Genomic DNA, 15,815 nt, shown 5'->3' with positions numbered 1-15,815 from the left:
TGCACGCCATGCTCCGCACCCGAACTTCCTACCAGCACAAGCCAGCAGACAAGCTCACCCTCGCCGCTTGACAGAACCCATAGGGACACCCCCCCCGGCGGAAGCCTCTCGGCGGCGGCGCGGCGCGGCGGCGCGGCGGCGGCAGAAGTCGCCTGTGACCTCAGCGCCGGACGCGACTGCGTGACCTGCTCACAGCATCACGGCCACCGCCGTGGCGAGGAGTGCGAGGGCCGCGGCGAGCCAGACGATTCGGAGGATCGCCGGGTCGGTCAGGATCCGCGTGATCGGCACCGACGCAGCGGCCTGCTCGCGCTGCATCGGCCGTTCCAGAACGCTCGCTTCGATACTCATGTCCGGCTCCCCACCACAGTGGTCCTGCGTTGACGAGCACGACTATCCCGCCGATCGGCCCGCCGCCGCATCGGTGCGGAGCCGGATTCGTGTCGCCTTCCGGCTCGGTCGAAAGTCATAGCCGCGACCCCACTCCTGGCTGAGACGGAGCCGAGCCGATGGCCGGTCGAGCCGGCTGCCCCGGCCGGATCCGAGCCGGTCCTACCAGCAGATCACGGCCGGGTCCTAGCCGGTCCTACCAGCAGATCACGGCCGGATCCGAGCCGGTCACGGCACCAGATCACGGCCGGGTCCGAGCCGGTCACGGCACCAGATCACGGCCGGGCCGGCCCGACCGGCAGCGGCCGCCGGCAAGCCAGTCCCACGGCGGAATCCAGCCCCAAGACGAAAGCCGGCCCGCCGACGGCAAGCGGACCCCAAGGCAACTGCGGCCCTCCGGCGGCAAGCCGGTCGGACGAATCCGACCGGCTCAGCCAACCCCAGCCGTCCGGCGACCGCCCCGGCCGCCCCGCGGGGTTCAGGCCGGCAGAACCAGGCCGACAGAACCAGGCCGACAGAACCAGGCCGACAGGACCAGGCCGACAGAACCAGGCCGACAGGACCAGGCCGCCAGGATCAGGCCGGCAGGATCAGGCCGGCAGGATCAGGCTGGCGGGATCTCGTACGCGAGATTGGGCCGCAGCCAGCGCTCCACCTCGTCCACGCTCATCCCCCGGCGGGCCGCGTAGTCCTCGATCTGGTCCTTGCCGAGCCGTCCCACCGTGAAGTACCGGGACTGCGGGTGGGCGAAGATGAGGCCGCTGACCGCCGCCGCCGGGGTCATCGCGTACGACTCGGTGAGGCCGATGCCGAGTTTGCCCGCGCCGAGCAGGTCGAACAGGTCCTTCTTCTCGCTGTGGTCCGGGCTGGCCGGGTAGCCGAGCGCCGGGCGGATGCCGCGGAAGCGTTCGGCGTGCAGGTCCTCGAGGGCCGGTTGGGCGTCCGGTTCGAACCATTCGCGGCGGGCCTGCAGGTGCAGGTGTTCGGCGAAGGCTTCGGCGAGGCGGTCGGCGAGGGCCTTGACCATGATGGAGCGGTAGTCGTCGTGTTCGGCCTCGTAGCGGGCCGCGAGCTCGTCGGCGCCGTGGATGGCGACGGCGAAGCCGCCGAGGTGGTCCTGGCCGGCCGACGAGGGGGCGATGTAGTCGGCGAGGCAGCGGTTGGCGCGGCCCTGGGGCTTGCGGGTCTGCTGGCGCAGCATCGGGAAGCGGACGCCGTCGGCGAGGACGATGTCGTCGCCTTCGGCGTGGGCCGGCCAGAAGGCGTACGCGCCGCGCGCCTGGAACGCGCCGTCGGCGATGATCTTGTCGAGCATCGCGTTGGCGTCCTCGTAGAGCTCACGGGCGACCGGCTCGTCGAGGATCGCCGGGAACTTGCCCTTGAGCTCCCAGGCGAGGAACAGGAACTGCCAGTCGATCATCTCGCGCAGGGTGGCGATGTCCGGCTCGACGGTGCGTACGCCCGTGAAGGCCGGCGTGGGCAGGTCGGCGAAGTCGACGGCCTCGCGGTTGGCGCGGGCCTCGGCCAGCGTGAGCATCGGCTGCGAGCGGCGGTTGGCGTGCTGGTCGCGCAGGCGTTCCTGCTCGGCGCGGTTGGCCGTGTCCAGCGTCTTGGCGCGGCCCGGGTCGAGCAGGTCGGAGACCACGCCGACGACGCGGGAGGCGTCGAGGACGTGCACGGTGACCGCGTCGTACGCCGGCGCGATGCGCACCGCGGTGTGCTGGCGAGAGGTGGTCGCGCCGCCGATGAGCAGCGGCATCGTCATGCCGCGGCGCTGCATCTCCGCAGCGACCGTGACCATCTCGTCGAGCGAGGGGGTGATGAGGCCGGAGAGCCCGACCGCGTCGGCGCCCTCGGCGATCGCGGTGTCGAGGATCTTCGCCGCCGGCACCATGACGCCGAGATCGATGACCTCGTAGTTGTTGCAGCCCAGCACCACGCCGACGATGTTCTTGCCGATGTCGTGGACGTCGCCCTTGACCGTGGCGAGCACGACCTTGCCCTGGCCGCGCCCGGAGGCCTTCTCCTTCTCCATGAAGGGCTCGAGGTACGCCACCGAGCGCTTCATCACGCGGGCGCTCTTGACGACCTGCGGCAGGAACATCTTGCCGGAGCCGAAGAGGTCGCCGACGACCTTCATGCCGTCCATCAGCGGGCCCTCGATGACGTCCAGCGGCCGGGGAAGCAGCTGCCGGGCCTCCTCGGTGTCCTCCTCGACGAAGTCGACGATGCCGTGCACGAGCGCGTGCTGCAGGCGTTCGGCGACCGGCGCCTCGCGCCAGGACAGGTCGACGGTGCGCTTGGTGCCGGAGCCGGTGACCGTGGAGGCGAAGGTGACGAGCCGGTCGGTGGCGTCCTCCCGGCGGTCGAAGAGCACGTCCTCGACGAGCTCCAGCAGCTCCGCCGGGATGTCCTGGTAGACCGCGAGCTGGCCGGCGTTGACGATGCCCATGTCGAGGCCGGCGCGCACGGCGTGGAACAGGAACGCCGAGTGCATGGCCTCGCGGACGACGTCGTTGCCGCGGAAGGCGAACGACAGGTTGGAGATGCCGCCGCTGGTGCGCGCGCCCGGGCAGCGCTGCTTGATCAGCGGGAGCGCGTCGATGAACGCCTTGGCGTAACCGTTGTGCTCGGCGATGCCCGTGGCCACGGCGAGGACGTTGGGGTCGAAGATGATGTCCTCGGGCGCGAAGCCGGCCTGCTGCACGAGCAGGTCGTACGCGCGGCCGCAGATCTCGACCTTGCGCTCGGTGGTGTCGGCCTGGCCCTGCTCGTCGAAGGCCATGACGACCACGCCGGCGCCGTACCCGAGGATCCGGCGTGCCTGTTCGAGGAACGGGCCCTCGCCCTCCTTGAGGCTGATCGAGTTGACCACGCCCTTGCCCTGCACGCACTTGAGGCCGGCCTCGAGCACGCTCCACTTGGAGCTGTCGATCATGACCGGGATCCGGGCGACCTCGGGCTCGGTGGCGATGAGGTTGAGGAACGTGGTCATCGCCCGCTCGCTGTCGAGCAGATCGGCGTCCATGTTGACGTCGAGCAGGTTGGCGCCGCCGCGGACCTGCTCGAGGGCGACGTCCACCGCGGCCTGGTAGTCGTCGGCCTCGATGAGCCGGCGGAACTTCGCCGAGCCGGTGACGTTGGTGCGCTCGCCGATCATGACGAACCCGGTGTCGGGACCGATCTCGAACGGCTCGAGCCCGCTGAACCGGGTGGCCGCGGGCGCCGCAGGCAGCTGCCGGGGCCGGGCGCCACGGACCGCGTCGGCGATGGCGGCGATGTGCGGCGGGGTGGTGCCGCAGCAGCCGCCGACGATGTTGACCAGGCCGTCGGCGGCGAACTCGGAGAGCAACCGCCCGGTCTGCTCCGGCGTCTCGTCGTAGCCGCCGAAGGCGTTCGGCAGGCCGGCGTTCGGGTGGGCGGCGACATAGACGTTCGCCAGGTGGGCGAGATCGGCCACGTGCGGGCGCGCCTCGGCGGCGCCCAGCGCGCAGTTGACGCCGACGACCAGCGGCTGCGCGCGCTCGATGGACCGCCAGAACGCCTCGACGGTCTGCCCGGACAGGGTGCGCCCGGACAGGTCGACGATGGTGACCGAGATCCAGAGCGGCAGCTGCGGCGCGACCTCGCGGGCGGCGGCGATCGCGGCCTTCGCGTTGAGCGTGTCGAAGATCGTCTCGATGAGCAGCAGGTCGACGCCGCCCTCGGCCAGCGCGGAGATCTGCTCCGCGTACGCCGCCTTGACCGTGTCGAAGGAGACCGCGCGGTAGGCCGGGTCCTCGACGCGGGGCGACAGCGACAGGGTCACGTTGAGCGGCCCGACCGACCCGGCGACGAACCGGCCCCCGGCCTCGTCGGCGGCCTGCCGGGCCAGCTGCGCGCCGCGGACGTTCATCTCGCGCACCAGGTGCTGCAGCCCGTAGTCGGCCTGCGCGATGCTGGTCGCGGTGAACGTGTTGGTGGTGGTGATGTCGGCGCCCGCGGCCAGGTACTGCCGGTGCACGTCGAGGATGACGTCGGGCCGTGTGATGTTGAGCAGGTCCGGGTCGCCGGTGACGTCCTGCGGGTGATCCTCGGCGATCAGATCGCCCCGGTAGTCGGCCGGGGTCAGCTGGGCGCCCTGGAGCATGGTGCCCCAGGCCCCGTCGAGCACGAGCACCCGTTCGGCCAGGAGCTTGCGCAGCTCACCGGCAACATCGCTACTGTGGGTTACTACTGACACAGCGACCACCTCCGCGGACATCTCGGAGGCGCCCTTGGTCGGTGTAATTCCGGTCCGAGCGTGGCGGGGTGGACCCCCGTTGCAGCGCCCCTCGGCCTGGCGCACAAGAGTACCCGAAGACGGTCGTATCGACCTCGAGGGCGGGTGCTGTCCCGAAGGGTGGTCGCCGGCCGACGCTACGGTGCCGGAATGGTTGAGGAACGCCCATTGATGGTCTTCGTCCACGGCTGGCCCGAGCGCGGTCTGGTCTGGCGGCGCCAGGTCGAGCACTTCACCGCCGCCGGCTGGGAGTGCGTCGCGCCCGACATGCGCGGGTACGGCGCCGCGAAGATCCCCGCCGAGCCGTCCGCGTACGCCCTGGAAGAGGTCGTCGGCGACCTGCTGGAGCTGCACGACTCGCTGGGGGGCCGCCCGGCGGTGTGGGTGGGGCACGACTGGGGCAGCCCGGTGGTGTGGTCCATGGCCGCCCATCACCCGCAGCGCTGCCGCGCCGTCGCGAGCCTCTGCGTGCCGTACCTGCCGCAGGGGTTCGCCCTGGAGACGCTGCTGCCGCTGGTCGACCGTGACCTCTACCCCGAGGACCGCTTCCCGTACGGCCAGTGGGACTACTACCGGTTCTACGCCGAGCGCTTCGAGCAGGCCGTCGCTGACTTCGAGGCGGACGTGGCCGCGACCGTGTCCCTGCTGTTCCGCCGCAGCCGCCCGGAGGTGGTCGGCACGCGGGCGCGCAGTGCGGGCGTACGCACCAACGGCGGCTGGTTCGGCGACGCGCACCGGGCTCCGGCGCTGCCCCGGGACACCTCGATGCTCGACGACGAGGACTTCGCGACGGTGGTCGCCGGGCTGGCGGAGCACGGGTTCCGCGGCCCCTGCTCGTGGTACCTCAACGACGAGACGAACCTCGCGTACGCCGCCCGCGCCGCCGACCGGCTGACCATGCCCGTGCTGTTCGTGCACGCCGCCTGGGACACGATCTGCGAGACCCGCCACAGCCGGCTCGCCGAGCCGATGCGCGCCGCCTGCACGAATCTGACCGAGGTCACGGTCGAGGCCGGTCACGAGGTGATGCTGGAGCGGCCGGCCGAGGTCAACGCTGCGCTGCGTGACTGGCTCGCTACGGCCAAGATCGGCTGACCGGGCCGGACCGGTTCCCCCGTACGGCCGGTTTCCGCGTCGGTCCCCCTTGCGTCCCCTGCACCGCGGCGAACCCCGCGTCAGGATGCATCGGGGACTCTGACCTGGGGGGACAACGACATGGAGATCCATCATTTCGAGCATGGATGGGTCACGCCGGCGGTGAGCTACGCGCTGTCGGTGCTCGGCTCGCTGCTCGGGCTCGTCTGCGCCGTACGGCTGCGCTCGGCGCGCACCGGCGGCGGCCGGGCGTGGTGGCTCACGCTGTCCGCGATCGCCATCGGCGGCACCGGCATCTGGACGATGCACTTCGTGGCGATGCTGGGCTTCGGCGTCGTCGGCACGCCCATCCGCTACGACGTCGCGCTCACCGCGGCCAGCGCGATCCTGGCGATCGCCGCGGTCGGCGCCGGCATGATGATCGTCTTCGGCGGCGAGCGGGCGCGGGCCGCCCGCATCGTCGCCGGCGGCCTGCTGGCCGGCCTCGGCGTCGCCGCCATGCACTACATGGGCATGTACGCCATGCACCTCAACGGCCACATCTCGTACGGCACCACGCGCGTGGCCGCTTCCGTCGCGATCGCGGTCGTCGCCGCCACGGTGGCGCTCTGGCTGACCGTGACGGTGCAGAAGCCGCTCGCCATCCTCGGCGCGGCGCTGATCATGGGCGTGGCGGTCAACGGCATGCACTTCACCGGCATGTCCGCGATGACGGTGCGCGCCGGCGAACTGACCGGCACCCCCACCGGCGCGACGGCCACCGCGCTGCTCATCCCGATCGGCCTCGCGGTGGTCTTCGGCGTGCTCGGCCTGGTGTACGCGCTGATGGCCGCGCCGACGGACGAGGACCGGGCCGCGGCGGCGTACCTGGCGGCCCGGCTCGAGCAAGGCGGCGCGGGGGCCCGCCTCGAGCAAGGCGGCGCGGGGGCCCGCCCGGAGCGGACCGACGCGGCCGCGGCGTCCCGCCCGGCGCCGGCGGCGGGCACGCCCACCGGCACGGCCGGCGGGACGCCCACCGGCGCCGCACGCATCCCGCGGCAGCGCGGCTCGGCCCTCGGCGGCGCGTCCTGGACCTACCGGGACCGGTCATCGCGCCAGTGAGGGGGCGGCCAGGAACCGCAGGTACGCCTCCCGGTCGAGCGGGTCGCCGTCCAGGCGTGGCCGGACCGGGGCCGGCCCGCGCACCGGGCGATCCCGTCCGGGACGGCTCCACAGCGCTCCCTCGCCGTGCGTCAGCCCCGGCAGCGCCCGGGTCAGCTCCTGCACCAGCCGGGACGGCAGCTCGCCGGTGACGACCCAGCCGTCGGCACGCGGGACGGTACCGGAGATCTCGGCGCCCAGCCCGGACAGCGCACCCAGGACGGTGCTCAGCGCCTCGCCGGGCACCTCCAGCTCGACCGTGTGGCACGGCTCGTGCACCCGCGTCCCGGCTCGCTGCAGCGCCCGGAGCAGGACGACCGGCGCGAGCCCGCGGAAGTCGGCGGCGGTGGAGGTCGGCGACTTCCACCCGATGCGGGTCACCGTGACGGTGCAGTCGAGCACCTCCCAGCCGTACAGGCCCTGGTCCAGGGTGCGGCGGACGGCCTCCTCGGTCGCCACGTGGAACGCCCGGGGCACCGCGCCCCACTCGGCCCCGTTCCGGTAGCGCAGCCCCGAACCGGCCGGGCCGGGCGCCACCCGCAGCCCGATCGTGGCCCAGAAGTCGCTGCCGCCGCGCTTGTCGAAGGCCGTCTCGGCGTGACCGGTTCCGGTCAGCCGCTCCGCGTACACCGGCTGCACGTCGCCGAAGACCGCCTCGACGCCGAAGTCGCGCGCCAGCCGCTCCGCGATGACCTCGCGTTGCACGGCCCCGTACAGCAGGACCGAAGTGCGGCCGCCGCCCGCCGCACGGGTCCGGATGAGCGGATCCTCGTCGGCCAGGCTGGTCAGCGCGGCGTGCAGCCGGGCCTCCAGTCCAGGGTGCCGCGGCGTGACCAGCGCCTCGAGGCCGGGCGGCGAGAACTGCGCGCCGGCGGGCCGGTCCGGGTCGCCCAGCCGGTCGCCGACGCGCACGCCGCTCAGCCCGCGTACCCGGGCGATGCCCCCGGCCGTGAGTACCTTTCCGCCGCTGCCCACCACGGACAACCCGGTGACGCGACCGGTGACTCCCCCGCCCGGCCGGGTGAGCCGCAGCCGCTGCCGTTCCCGGACCTCGCCGCCGAAGAGCCGCAGGTAGGCGACCTTCTCCCCGCCGGACGCCCGCTCCACCGCGAACACCAGCCCGGCGGCCGCGCCGCTCGGCGGCGGCGGGCGCAGCAGCGTGGTGAGCCCGGCCGCCAGCTCGCGGACGCCCTGCCCGGTCAGGGCCGAGCCGAAGAACACCGGGTGCAGCCGTCCGGTGGCGGTCTCCTCGGCGATCAGCCCGCGCAGCTCGTCGAGCGACCGGTCGGGCCGGGTGGTGGCGGCCGGGGTGCCCGGATCACGAACGGCGGTGACGGCCACGACGTCGGCGTCCAGCTTGGAGCGCAGCTCGTCGAGCAGGCCGGCGGTACGGGCCCCCGTACGGTCGATCTTGTTCACGAAGAACACCACGGGCAGGCCGAGCCGGCGCAGTGAGCGCAACAACACCCGGGTCTGCGCCTGCACCCCCTCGACGGCGGAGATCACCAGGACGGCGGCGTCGAGCACGGCGAGCGCCCGCTCCACCTCGGCGATGAAGTCGGGGTGGCCCGGGGTGTCGATGAGGTTGACCCGCAGGTCGCCGGCGCGGAAGGAGGCGACCGCGGCGCGGATGGTGATGCCGCGCTCGCGTTCGAGCTCGCCGCTGTCGGTCTGCGTGCTGCCGGCGTCGACGCTGCCGGGCGCCGCGATGACGCCGTGCTCGAAGAGCAGGCGTTCGGTGAGGCTGGTCTTACCGGCGTCGACGTGCGCCAGGATGCCGAGATTGAGCGGTGTGGAGGGCAAGGAGATCCTCGAAAGGCCGGAACGGATGGATGGTCCGGGGCGTTCCGAGCTCTCGCATGGTCCCTCCAGGGTCGGTGGTCAGCCGCACCCTACGGCGGCCGGCACCGCGGCCGCGACCGGTTTTCCCCCGACGGTGACGACCTGGCCGACGCCGGCCAGGTCGTCGGTGCGGTGGGTGATGAGCAGGACGGTACGGTCGTGCGCCGCGGCGAGCAGGTCCGCGGTGAGCGCGTGCGCGGTCTCGTCGTCGAGGTGTTCGGTCGGCTCGTCGAGGATGAGCACGCGGGCGTCCGTCAGCAGCGCGCGGGCCAGGACGAGCCGGCGGCGCTGACCGCCGGAGAGCTGCATGCCGTGCTCGCCGACCAGGGTGCCGAGCCCGCGCGGCAGCCCGTCGATCCAGTCCAGCAGCCGGGCGCGGCCGAGCACGTCGCGCAGCTCGGCGTCGGTCGCGTCGCGCCGGGCGATGCGCAGGTTCTCCGCGATCGTGGTGTCGAACAGGTACGCGTCCTCCGGCAGGTACGTGATCACGCGTCGCACGTCGGCGGGGTCGAGGCTGCGCAGGTCGGCGCCGTCGAGGGTGACGCGGCCCGCGCGGGGGTCGAGGAAGCGCACGAGCAGCGCGGCGATCGTGGACTTGCCCGAGCCGCTGGGCCCGACGAGCGCCGTACGGCTGCCCGGCTCCAGCGTGAACCAGACGTCGCGGACCGCGGTCTGCCCCGCGGTCCAGCCGGCGGAGACGCCCTCGACGCGGACCCCGCCGGGCCCGGCGGGGAGCGGGTCCGGGTCGGTGAACTCCATGACCGGTACGGGGGCGGCCATCACCTCGGCGAGGCGGCGCAGCGCGGAGCGGGCGGACGCGAACTGCTGGGCGGCGCCCGGCAGGGTTCCGGCGATCTCGAAGACTGCGAGCGGGGTCAGCACGACGACGGCCAGCAGTTCGCCGGAGAGCGTCCCGGCCCGGACGGCCACGGCGCCGGCGGCCAGGCCCGCGATCAGGCAGACGCCGGTGCTGAGCGCGGTGACTGCGGCGGACACGCCGGTGGCGAACGCGGAGCGCTCCCCCGCGCGGCGCAACCGGTCGTCGGCCTCGGCCAGCCGGGTCAGCTGCCGGTCGACGGCCCCGTACGCGGTCAGGTCCCGCAGCCCGTGCGCCAGGTCCACGGCGGCCGTGGCAAGCTCGCCGCGCAGCGGGGCCAGCCGGCCGTCCGCCCGCCGCGCGGCCCGCGCCTGCAGCAGCGGCACCACGACGGCCACCACGACGAGGGCGGCGGCGAGGGTCAGCCCGGCGACCGGCAGGAACGACCCGATGAGCAGCACGGCCCCGGCGCCGGCGACCACCGCCACCGCGTACGGCAGCAGCACCCGGGTGACCAGGTCCAGCACGGCGTCGACGTCGGTGGCGAGCCGCTGCACGAGGTCGGCGCGGCGGAAGTCGGCGAGCCCGGCCGGGGCCAGCTTCTCCAGCCGGGTGTAGAGGCGTACGCGCAGGGCGCCGAGGATGCGGAAGGCCGCGTCATGACCGGCGAGGCGTTCGACGTAGCGCAGGGCGCCGCGGCCGATGCCGAAGGCGCGGACGGTGACGATGGCGACCATGAGGTGCAGCACCGGCGGGTGCAGGGCGGCGCGGGAAATCAGCCAGGCGGAGGTGGCCATGAGCCCGATCGCGGCGCCGGCCGCACCCACCCCGGCGAGGACGGCGATGAGCAACCGGCCGGCCGCCGGTCGCAGCAGCGACAGCGCGTTCATGCGACCACCGCCGGGGCGAGCGAGATCTCGCGGTCGGCCAGGGCGATCAGCTCGGGGCGGTGCGCGGCGACGACGACCGTACGGCCCGCGGCGAGCCGCCGGATCGCGGCCATGACGCCGTCGGCGGTGTCCGCGTCGAGGTTCGCGGTCGGCTCGTCGAGCAGCACGATCGGCGCGTCCCGGTGGAACGCCCGGGCGAGGGCGATGCGCTGCCGCTGACCGGCGGACAGGCCGCTCCCGTCGTCGCCGAGCGGCATGCCGGGATCGGTGACGAACGTGTCGGCGCCCGCGTTGCGCAGCGCCTCCGTGACGTCGCCGGGCGCGCCCAGGGCGACGTTCTCGGCGACTGTGCCGGCGAACAGGTACGGGCGCTGCGGCACCCACGCGATCCGGCGCCGCCACCGCTCGAGGTCCACACCGGACAGCGGCACTCCCCCGACGGTGACCCGCCCGGAGTCCGGGGTGGCGAAGCCGAGCAGCACGTCCAGGGCGGTCGACTTGCCGCACCCGCTCGGACCGGTCAGCGCCACCACCTCACCGGGCTGGATCAGCGCGGACAGCCGCAGCGCGTCGGCGTCGCGGTAGCGCACCACGACGTCCTCGAACGCGATCGTGCCGGTCGGCGCCGGGCCGGTCCCCGCCGCGGGCACCGGGCGCTCGAGGATCGCGAAAGCCTCCTCCGCAGCGGCCAGGCCCTCGGCGCTGGCGTGGTAGTTCGCGCCGACCTGGCGCAGCGGCAGGTACGCCTCCGGCGCGAGGATCAGCACCAGCAGCGCGGTGGCCAGGTCGAGGTGCCCGGAGACCAGGCGCAGCCCGATGCCGACGGCGACCAGCGCCACCGACAGCGTGGCCAGCAGCTCCAGCACCAGCGAGGACAGGAACGCGGTGCGCAGCGTCCGCATGGTGAGCCGGCGCTGCTCGGCGCTGATCCGGCGGATCGTGCCGGCCTGGGCCCGTGCCCGGCCGAACAGCTTGAGCGTGGGCAGCCCGGCGACGACGTCGAGGAAGTGGTGCGAGAGCCGCGACAGCAGCCGGAACTGCCGCCGGTTGGCGGCCTCGGTGTGCAGCCCGACCAGCGCCATGAAGACCGGGATCAGCGGCAGGGTCAGCGCGATGGTGCCGGTTGCGACCAGGTCGGCCGGTAGGAGCCGGGCGAGCACGATCGCGGGTACGAGCGCCGCCAGCACCAGCTGCGGCAGATACCGGGCGAAGTACGCGTCCAGCGCGTCCAGCCCCCGGGTGACCAGCGTCAGGACCGCGCCGGTGGGCTGCCGGTCGCGAGGACCGATCTCGGCCAGCCGGGCCAGCACCTTACGGCGCAGCTCCGACTTGACCCCGGCGGCGGAGCGGGCCGCCATGACCTCCTGCGCCCACGCCACGAACCCGCGCCCCGCCACCACCACGGCCAGCCAGCCCAGCGTGGGCAGCAGCGAGGCCGCTGTCGCGCCGTGCAGGAAGACCGCGGTGATGCCGTCGGCGAGCAGGGTCGCCTGCGCCACGATCAGCGCGGCCAGGGTCACCCCCAGCGCCACGGTGACCGCCAGGTACGCCCGGGTCGAACGGGCGTACCTGAGCAGGCGCGGGTCGAGCGGCTTCACCGAGCTTCCGTGGCGGCGCCGGCGGGTGCGGGGCTGACCGGCACGGGGCTCGCCGGGATGTGCTCGACGGTGAGCCGCTTGCGGAACACCCAGTACGTCCAGCCCTGGTACGCCAGCACGATCGGCGTGAAGACGACCGCCACCCACGTCATGACCTTCAGCGTGTACGGCGTCGACGCCGCGTTGGTGGTGGTGAGGCTGTTGGCGTCGGCGATGGTCGACGGCATCACGTTCGGGAACAGCGTCACGAACAGCGCGAACACGGCCAGCACGATGGTGGCGGCGGTGGCCAGGAACGCCCAGCCCTCCCGGCGTACCCGGGTGGCGAGCGCTCCGCCCACCAGGGCGAGCGCCGCGGCGGCCGAGAGCACCCACCCGGCCGCGTCGTGGTGGGCGAGCCCGGTCCAGAGCAGGAACGCGCCGGCGACCGCGATGGCGGGCAGGGCCAGCCGGGCGGCGAGCGCGCCGGCCCGCTCACGCATCTCCCCGCCGGTCTTCAGGGCCAGGAACACCGCGCCGTGCAGCGTGAACAGCACCAGGGTGGTCAGCCCGCCGAGCAACGCGTACGGGTTCAGCAGGTTGAAGAACCCGCCGACATACTCATGGTCGGCGTCGAGGCGCACGCCGCGCACGATGTTGCCGAACGCCACGCCCCACAGCAGCGCCGGGACGAGGCTGCCGACGATGATGCACAGGTCCCACCGGCGCTTCCAGTGCGCCTCGTCGCGCTTGCCGCGGTACTCGAACGCGACGCCGCGCACGATGAGCGCCACCAGGATGATCAACAGGGGCAGGAAGAAGCCGGAGAACAGGGTCGCGTACCACTCGGGGAACGCGGCGAAGGTCGCGCCGCCGGCGACGAGCAGCCATACCTCGTTGCCGTCCCAGACCGGGCCGATGGTGTTGATCAGCAGGCGCCGCTCGCGGTCGTCGCGGCCGAGCACCGGCAGCAGGATGCCGACGCCGAAGTCGAAGCCCTCGAGCAGGAAGTATCCGGCCCAGAGCACGGCGATCAGGCCGAACCAGACGGTCGTAAGTTCCATGATTCTTCCGTCCTCAGTATGCGAACGCGAGCGGGCGGTCGGCGTCGTCGGTGTCGTCGGTCGGTGGCTCGATCTCGGGTGCGCCGGCGCGGGCGTACCGGAGGAAGAGCCCGACCTCCACGACGGCGAGCACGCCGTACAGCAGGGTCAGCACGATGAGTGAGGTGGCGGCCTCCCCGGTGCTCACCGCGGGCGAGCCGCTCTCGGCGGTGCGGAAGACGCCGAAGACGGTCCAGGGCTGGCGGCCCATCTCGGTGAAGATCCAGCCGAACGAGTTGGCCAGCAGCGGCATGGCGACCGTGGCGATCGCCGCGGGCCACAGCCACCGGTTCGCCGGGGTGCGGCCGCGCCGGGTCAGCCAGAGCGCCGCCAGCGCGATCGCCATCGCCAGCGCCCCGAAGCCGATCATCAGGCGGAACGACCAGTACGTGACCGGCACGTACGGGGCGTAGTCGCCGGGGCCGTACTTCTCGGCGTACTGCCGCTGCAGGTCGTTGATGCCCTCGACCTCGCCGGACGGGCTGCCGGTGGCCATGAACGACAGCAGTGACGGGATCCGTACGCTGGCGACCTCCTCGCGGCCGTCGAGCGAGCCGATGGTGAAGATCGAGAAGCTGGCGGGCTTGGAGGTCTCGTAGAGCGCCTCGGCGGCGGCCATCTTCATCGGCTGCTGCTCGGTCATGATCCGGGCCTGCAGGTCGCCGGTGACGAGCACGCCCACGCCGGCGATCAGCACCACCCAGGCGCCGAGCTTGAGCGAGGGCCGGAAGACCTGCTCCTGGTTTCGCTTGCGCAGGTGCCAGGCGCTGACCGCGAGCAGCAGGGCCCCGGCGGTCAGGAAGCACGCGGTGATCGTGTGCGGGAACGTCACGAGCGTGGTCGAGTTCGTCAGCACGGCGCCGATGCTGTGCAGCTCGGCGCGGCCGGTCTCGGCGTTGACCTCGTAGCCGACCGGGTGCTGCATCCACGAGTTCGCGGCCAGGATGAAGTACGCCGACAGCAGCGTCCCGATCGAGGCGAGCCAGATCGTGGCCAGGTGCAGCCGCTTCGGCAGCCGGTCCCATCCGAAGATCCACAGGCCGAGGAACGTCGACTCGAGGAAGAACGCCAGCAGGCCCTCGATGGCCAGTGGCGCGCCGAAGATGTCACCGACGAACCGCGAGTAGTCGCTCCAGTTCATGCCGAACTGGAACTCCTGCACGATGCCGGTGACGACGCCCATCGCGAAGTTGATCAGGAAGAGCTTGCCCCAGAACTTCGTGGCCCGCAGGTAGTGCTCCTTGCCGGTGCGGACCCAGGCGGTCTGCAGGCCGGCGACCAGCGCCGACAGGCCGATCGTGATCGGCACGAAGATGAAGTGGTACACGGTGGTGATGCCGAACTGCCATCGGGCAAGATCCAAGGCGTCCACGGGGCGTTTCCCTTCCACGGCTGGAAAGAAGTCTTTGTGATCTCGCCGGAGGCCGATCAGGGTCGAAGGTCCCGACCCAAGGTCCCGTTCGGAAGGAATCTGCTGTGGCACTGATCAGGCGGCTGGGCACCGCGGACGCGGTCGTGGTGGGGCTCGGCGCGATGATCGGCGCGGGCGTTTTCGCCGCGTTCGCCCCCGCTGCCGCGGCGGCCGGGAGCTGGCTGCCGCTCGCGCTGGCGGTCGCGGGAGTGGTCGCGTACTGCAACGCGGTGTCCTCGGCGCGGCTCGCCGCGCTCTACCCCGCCTCCGGCGGCACCTACGTGTACGGTCGCAAGCGGCTGGGCGACCTCTGGGGTTACCTGGCCGGCTGGGGCTTCATCGTCGGCAAGACGGCGTCCTGCGCGGCGATGGCGCTGACCGTCGGCAGCTACGTGTGGCCCCAGCACGCCAGGACCGTGGCGGTGGTCGCGGTCGCCGCGCTCACCGTGCTGAACCTGCTCGGGGTCCAGAAGTCGATGATCGCGGCCCGGATCATCGTCGCCGTGGTGATCGCCGTCCTGCTGACGGTCGTCGTGGCCGGCCTCGGCGGCGCGACCTGGCCCGCCGGCCAGACGCCCGGGGTCGGCGCCGGCGGCGTGCTGCAGGGCGCCGGCCTGCTGTTCTTCGCCTTCGCCGGCTACGCCCGGATCGCCACGCTGGGCGAGGAGGTCCGCGACCCGGCCCGCACGATCCCCCGCGCGGTGCCGCTCGCCCTCGGCATCACCCTCATCCTGTACGCGGCGGTCGCCCTCGCCGTCCTCGGCGCCCTGGGGCCCGCCCGGCTGGCCGCCTCCACCGCGCCGCTGGCCGACACGGTCACCGCCGCGGGAGCGCCCTGGCTGACCGGCGTGGTCCGCCCGGCCGCGGCGCTGGCGGCACTGGGCTCGCTGCTCGCGCTGATCCTCGGGGTGTCACGGACGACGTTCGCCATGGCCCGCGACCGGCATCTGCCCGGCGTGCTCGACGCGGTCAGCTCCCGGCACGGCGTACCGCACCGGGCGGAGGTGGCCGTCGGGGCCACGGTGATCGTGCTGGTGCTGCTGGTGGACCTGCGCGGGGCCATCGGGTTCTCGTCGTTCGGGGTGCTGGTCTACTACGCGGTCGCCAACGCCTCGGCGATGACGCTGCGCCGCGACGAAGGAGCGCCTGCCCGGGCGGTGCCGGCGGCGGGGCTGGCGGGATGCCTGCTGCTGGCCGCCACGCTGCCGTGGCCGTCGGTGGTGGCCGGGCTGGCGGTGTTCGCCGTGGGCGCGCTGGTGTGGGCGCTGCGCCGGCGGGCCGCCTGAGCC

General features: G+C 73.2%; 10 protein-coding genes and 1 riboswitch. Of the genes, 3 read left to right on the top strand and 7 right to left on the bottom strand.

The window, feature by feature from the left end:
* Positions 1–189: 189 nt before the first annotated feature.
* Entirely contained in the window at positions 190–351 is a 162-nt protein-coding gene (locus tag AB0K03_RS07360; RefSeq protein ID WP_364681714.1) for a hypothetical protein, read from the bottom strand.
* A gap of 643 nt (positions 352–994) precedes the next feature.
* Positions 995–4,633, bottom strand: a complete 3,639-nt coding sequence (gene metH / locus AB0K03_RS07355) for a methionine synthase (protein WP_364681712.1) — start codon at positions 4,631–4,633, stop codon at positions 995–997.
* A riboswitch (S-adenosyl-L-homocysteine riboswitch) is annotated at positions 4,632–4,711 on the bottom strand. (Overlaps the previous gene by 2 nt.)
* Before the next feature lie 90 nt (positions 4,712–4,801).
* Here metH and AB0K03_RS07350 point away from each other — a divergent pair.
* Both AB0K03_RS07350 and AB0K03_RS07345 read left to right on the top strand, forming a co-directional pair.
* A complete protein-coding gene (locus AB0K03_RS07350) occupies positions 4,802–5,746 on the top strand; it encodes an alpha/beta hydrolase (protein ID WP_364681710.1) in 945 nt (314 codons plus the stop codon).
* 120 nt (positions 5,747–5,866) lie between these two features.
* Positions 5,867–6,847 carry an MHYT domain-containing protein gene (locus AB0K03_RS07345; protein ID WP_364681709.1) on the top strand — a complete coding sequence of 327 codons (981 nt, stop codon included), beginning with the start codon at positions 5,867–5,869 and terminating at the stop codon, positions 6,845–6,847.
* Here the strand turns inward: AB0K03_RS07345 and AB0K03_RS07340 are convergent.
* From AB0K03_RS07340 to AB0K03_RS07320, 5 genes are all read right to left on the bottom strand, one after another.
* Positions 6,833–8,689: a translation factor GTPase family protein gene (locus AB0K03_RS07340; RefSeq protein WP_364681707.1), complete on the bottom strand. Its 1,857-nt coding sequence runs from the start codon at positions 8,687–8,689 to the stop codon at positions 6,833–6,835. The genes AB0K03_RS07345 and AB0K03_RS07340 overlap by 15 nt on opposite strands.
* 78 nt (positions 8,690–8,767) lie before the next feature.
* Complete coding sequence (cydC, locus tag AB0K03_RS07335; RefSeq protein WP_364681705.1) at positions 8,768–10,435, bottom strand: thiol reductant ABC exporter subunit CydC; 1,668 nt, start codon at positions 10,433–10,435, stop codon at positions 8,768–8,770.
* The gene (cydD, locus tag AB0K03_RS07330) at positions 10,432–12,033 is read right to left on the bottom strand and encodes a thiol reductant ABC exporter subunit CydD (protein WP_364681703.1); all 1,602 of its coding nucleotides are present in this window, start codon (positions 12,031–12,033) and stop codon (positions 10,432–10,434) included. Before cydD ends, cydC begins: the two co-directional genes overlap by 4 nt.
* Entirely contained in the window at positions 12,030–13,076 is a 1,047-nt protein-coding gene (gene cydB / locus AB0K03_RS07325) for a cytochrome d ubiquinol oxidase subunit II (RefSeq protein WP_364681701.1), read from the bottom strand. The genes cydD and cydB overlap by 4 nt, the downstream gene beginning before the upstream one ends.
* Positions 13,077–13,089: 13 nt before the next feature.
* Positions 13,090–14,487, bottom strand: a complete 1,398-nt coding sequence (locus AB0K03_RS07320; RefSeq protein WP_364681699.1) for a cytochrome ubiquinol oxidase subunit I — start codon at positions 14,485–14,487, stop codon at positions 13,090–13,092.
* Positions 14,488–14,591: 104 nt separating this feature from the next.
* Here AB0K03_RS07320 and AB0K03_RS07315 point away from each other — a divergent pair, with 104 nt between their 5' ends.
* Complete coding sequence (locus tag AB0K03_RS07315; protein WP_364681697.1) at positions 14,592–15,812, top strand: APC family permease; 1,221 nt, start codon at positions 14,592–14,594, stop codon at positions 15,810–15,812.
* Positions 15,813–15,815: the final 3 nt, after the last annotated feature.

The sequence above is a fragment of the Actinoplanes sp. NPDC049316 genome, from assembly GCF_040677315.1.
Lineage (GTDB): Bacteria > Actinomycetota > Actinomycetes > Mycobacteriales > Micromonosporaceae > Actinoplanes.
Note: the sequence above shows the minus strand (reverse complement) of the source record. Positions and strands in the feature narration are given on the sequence as shown.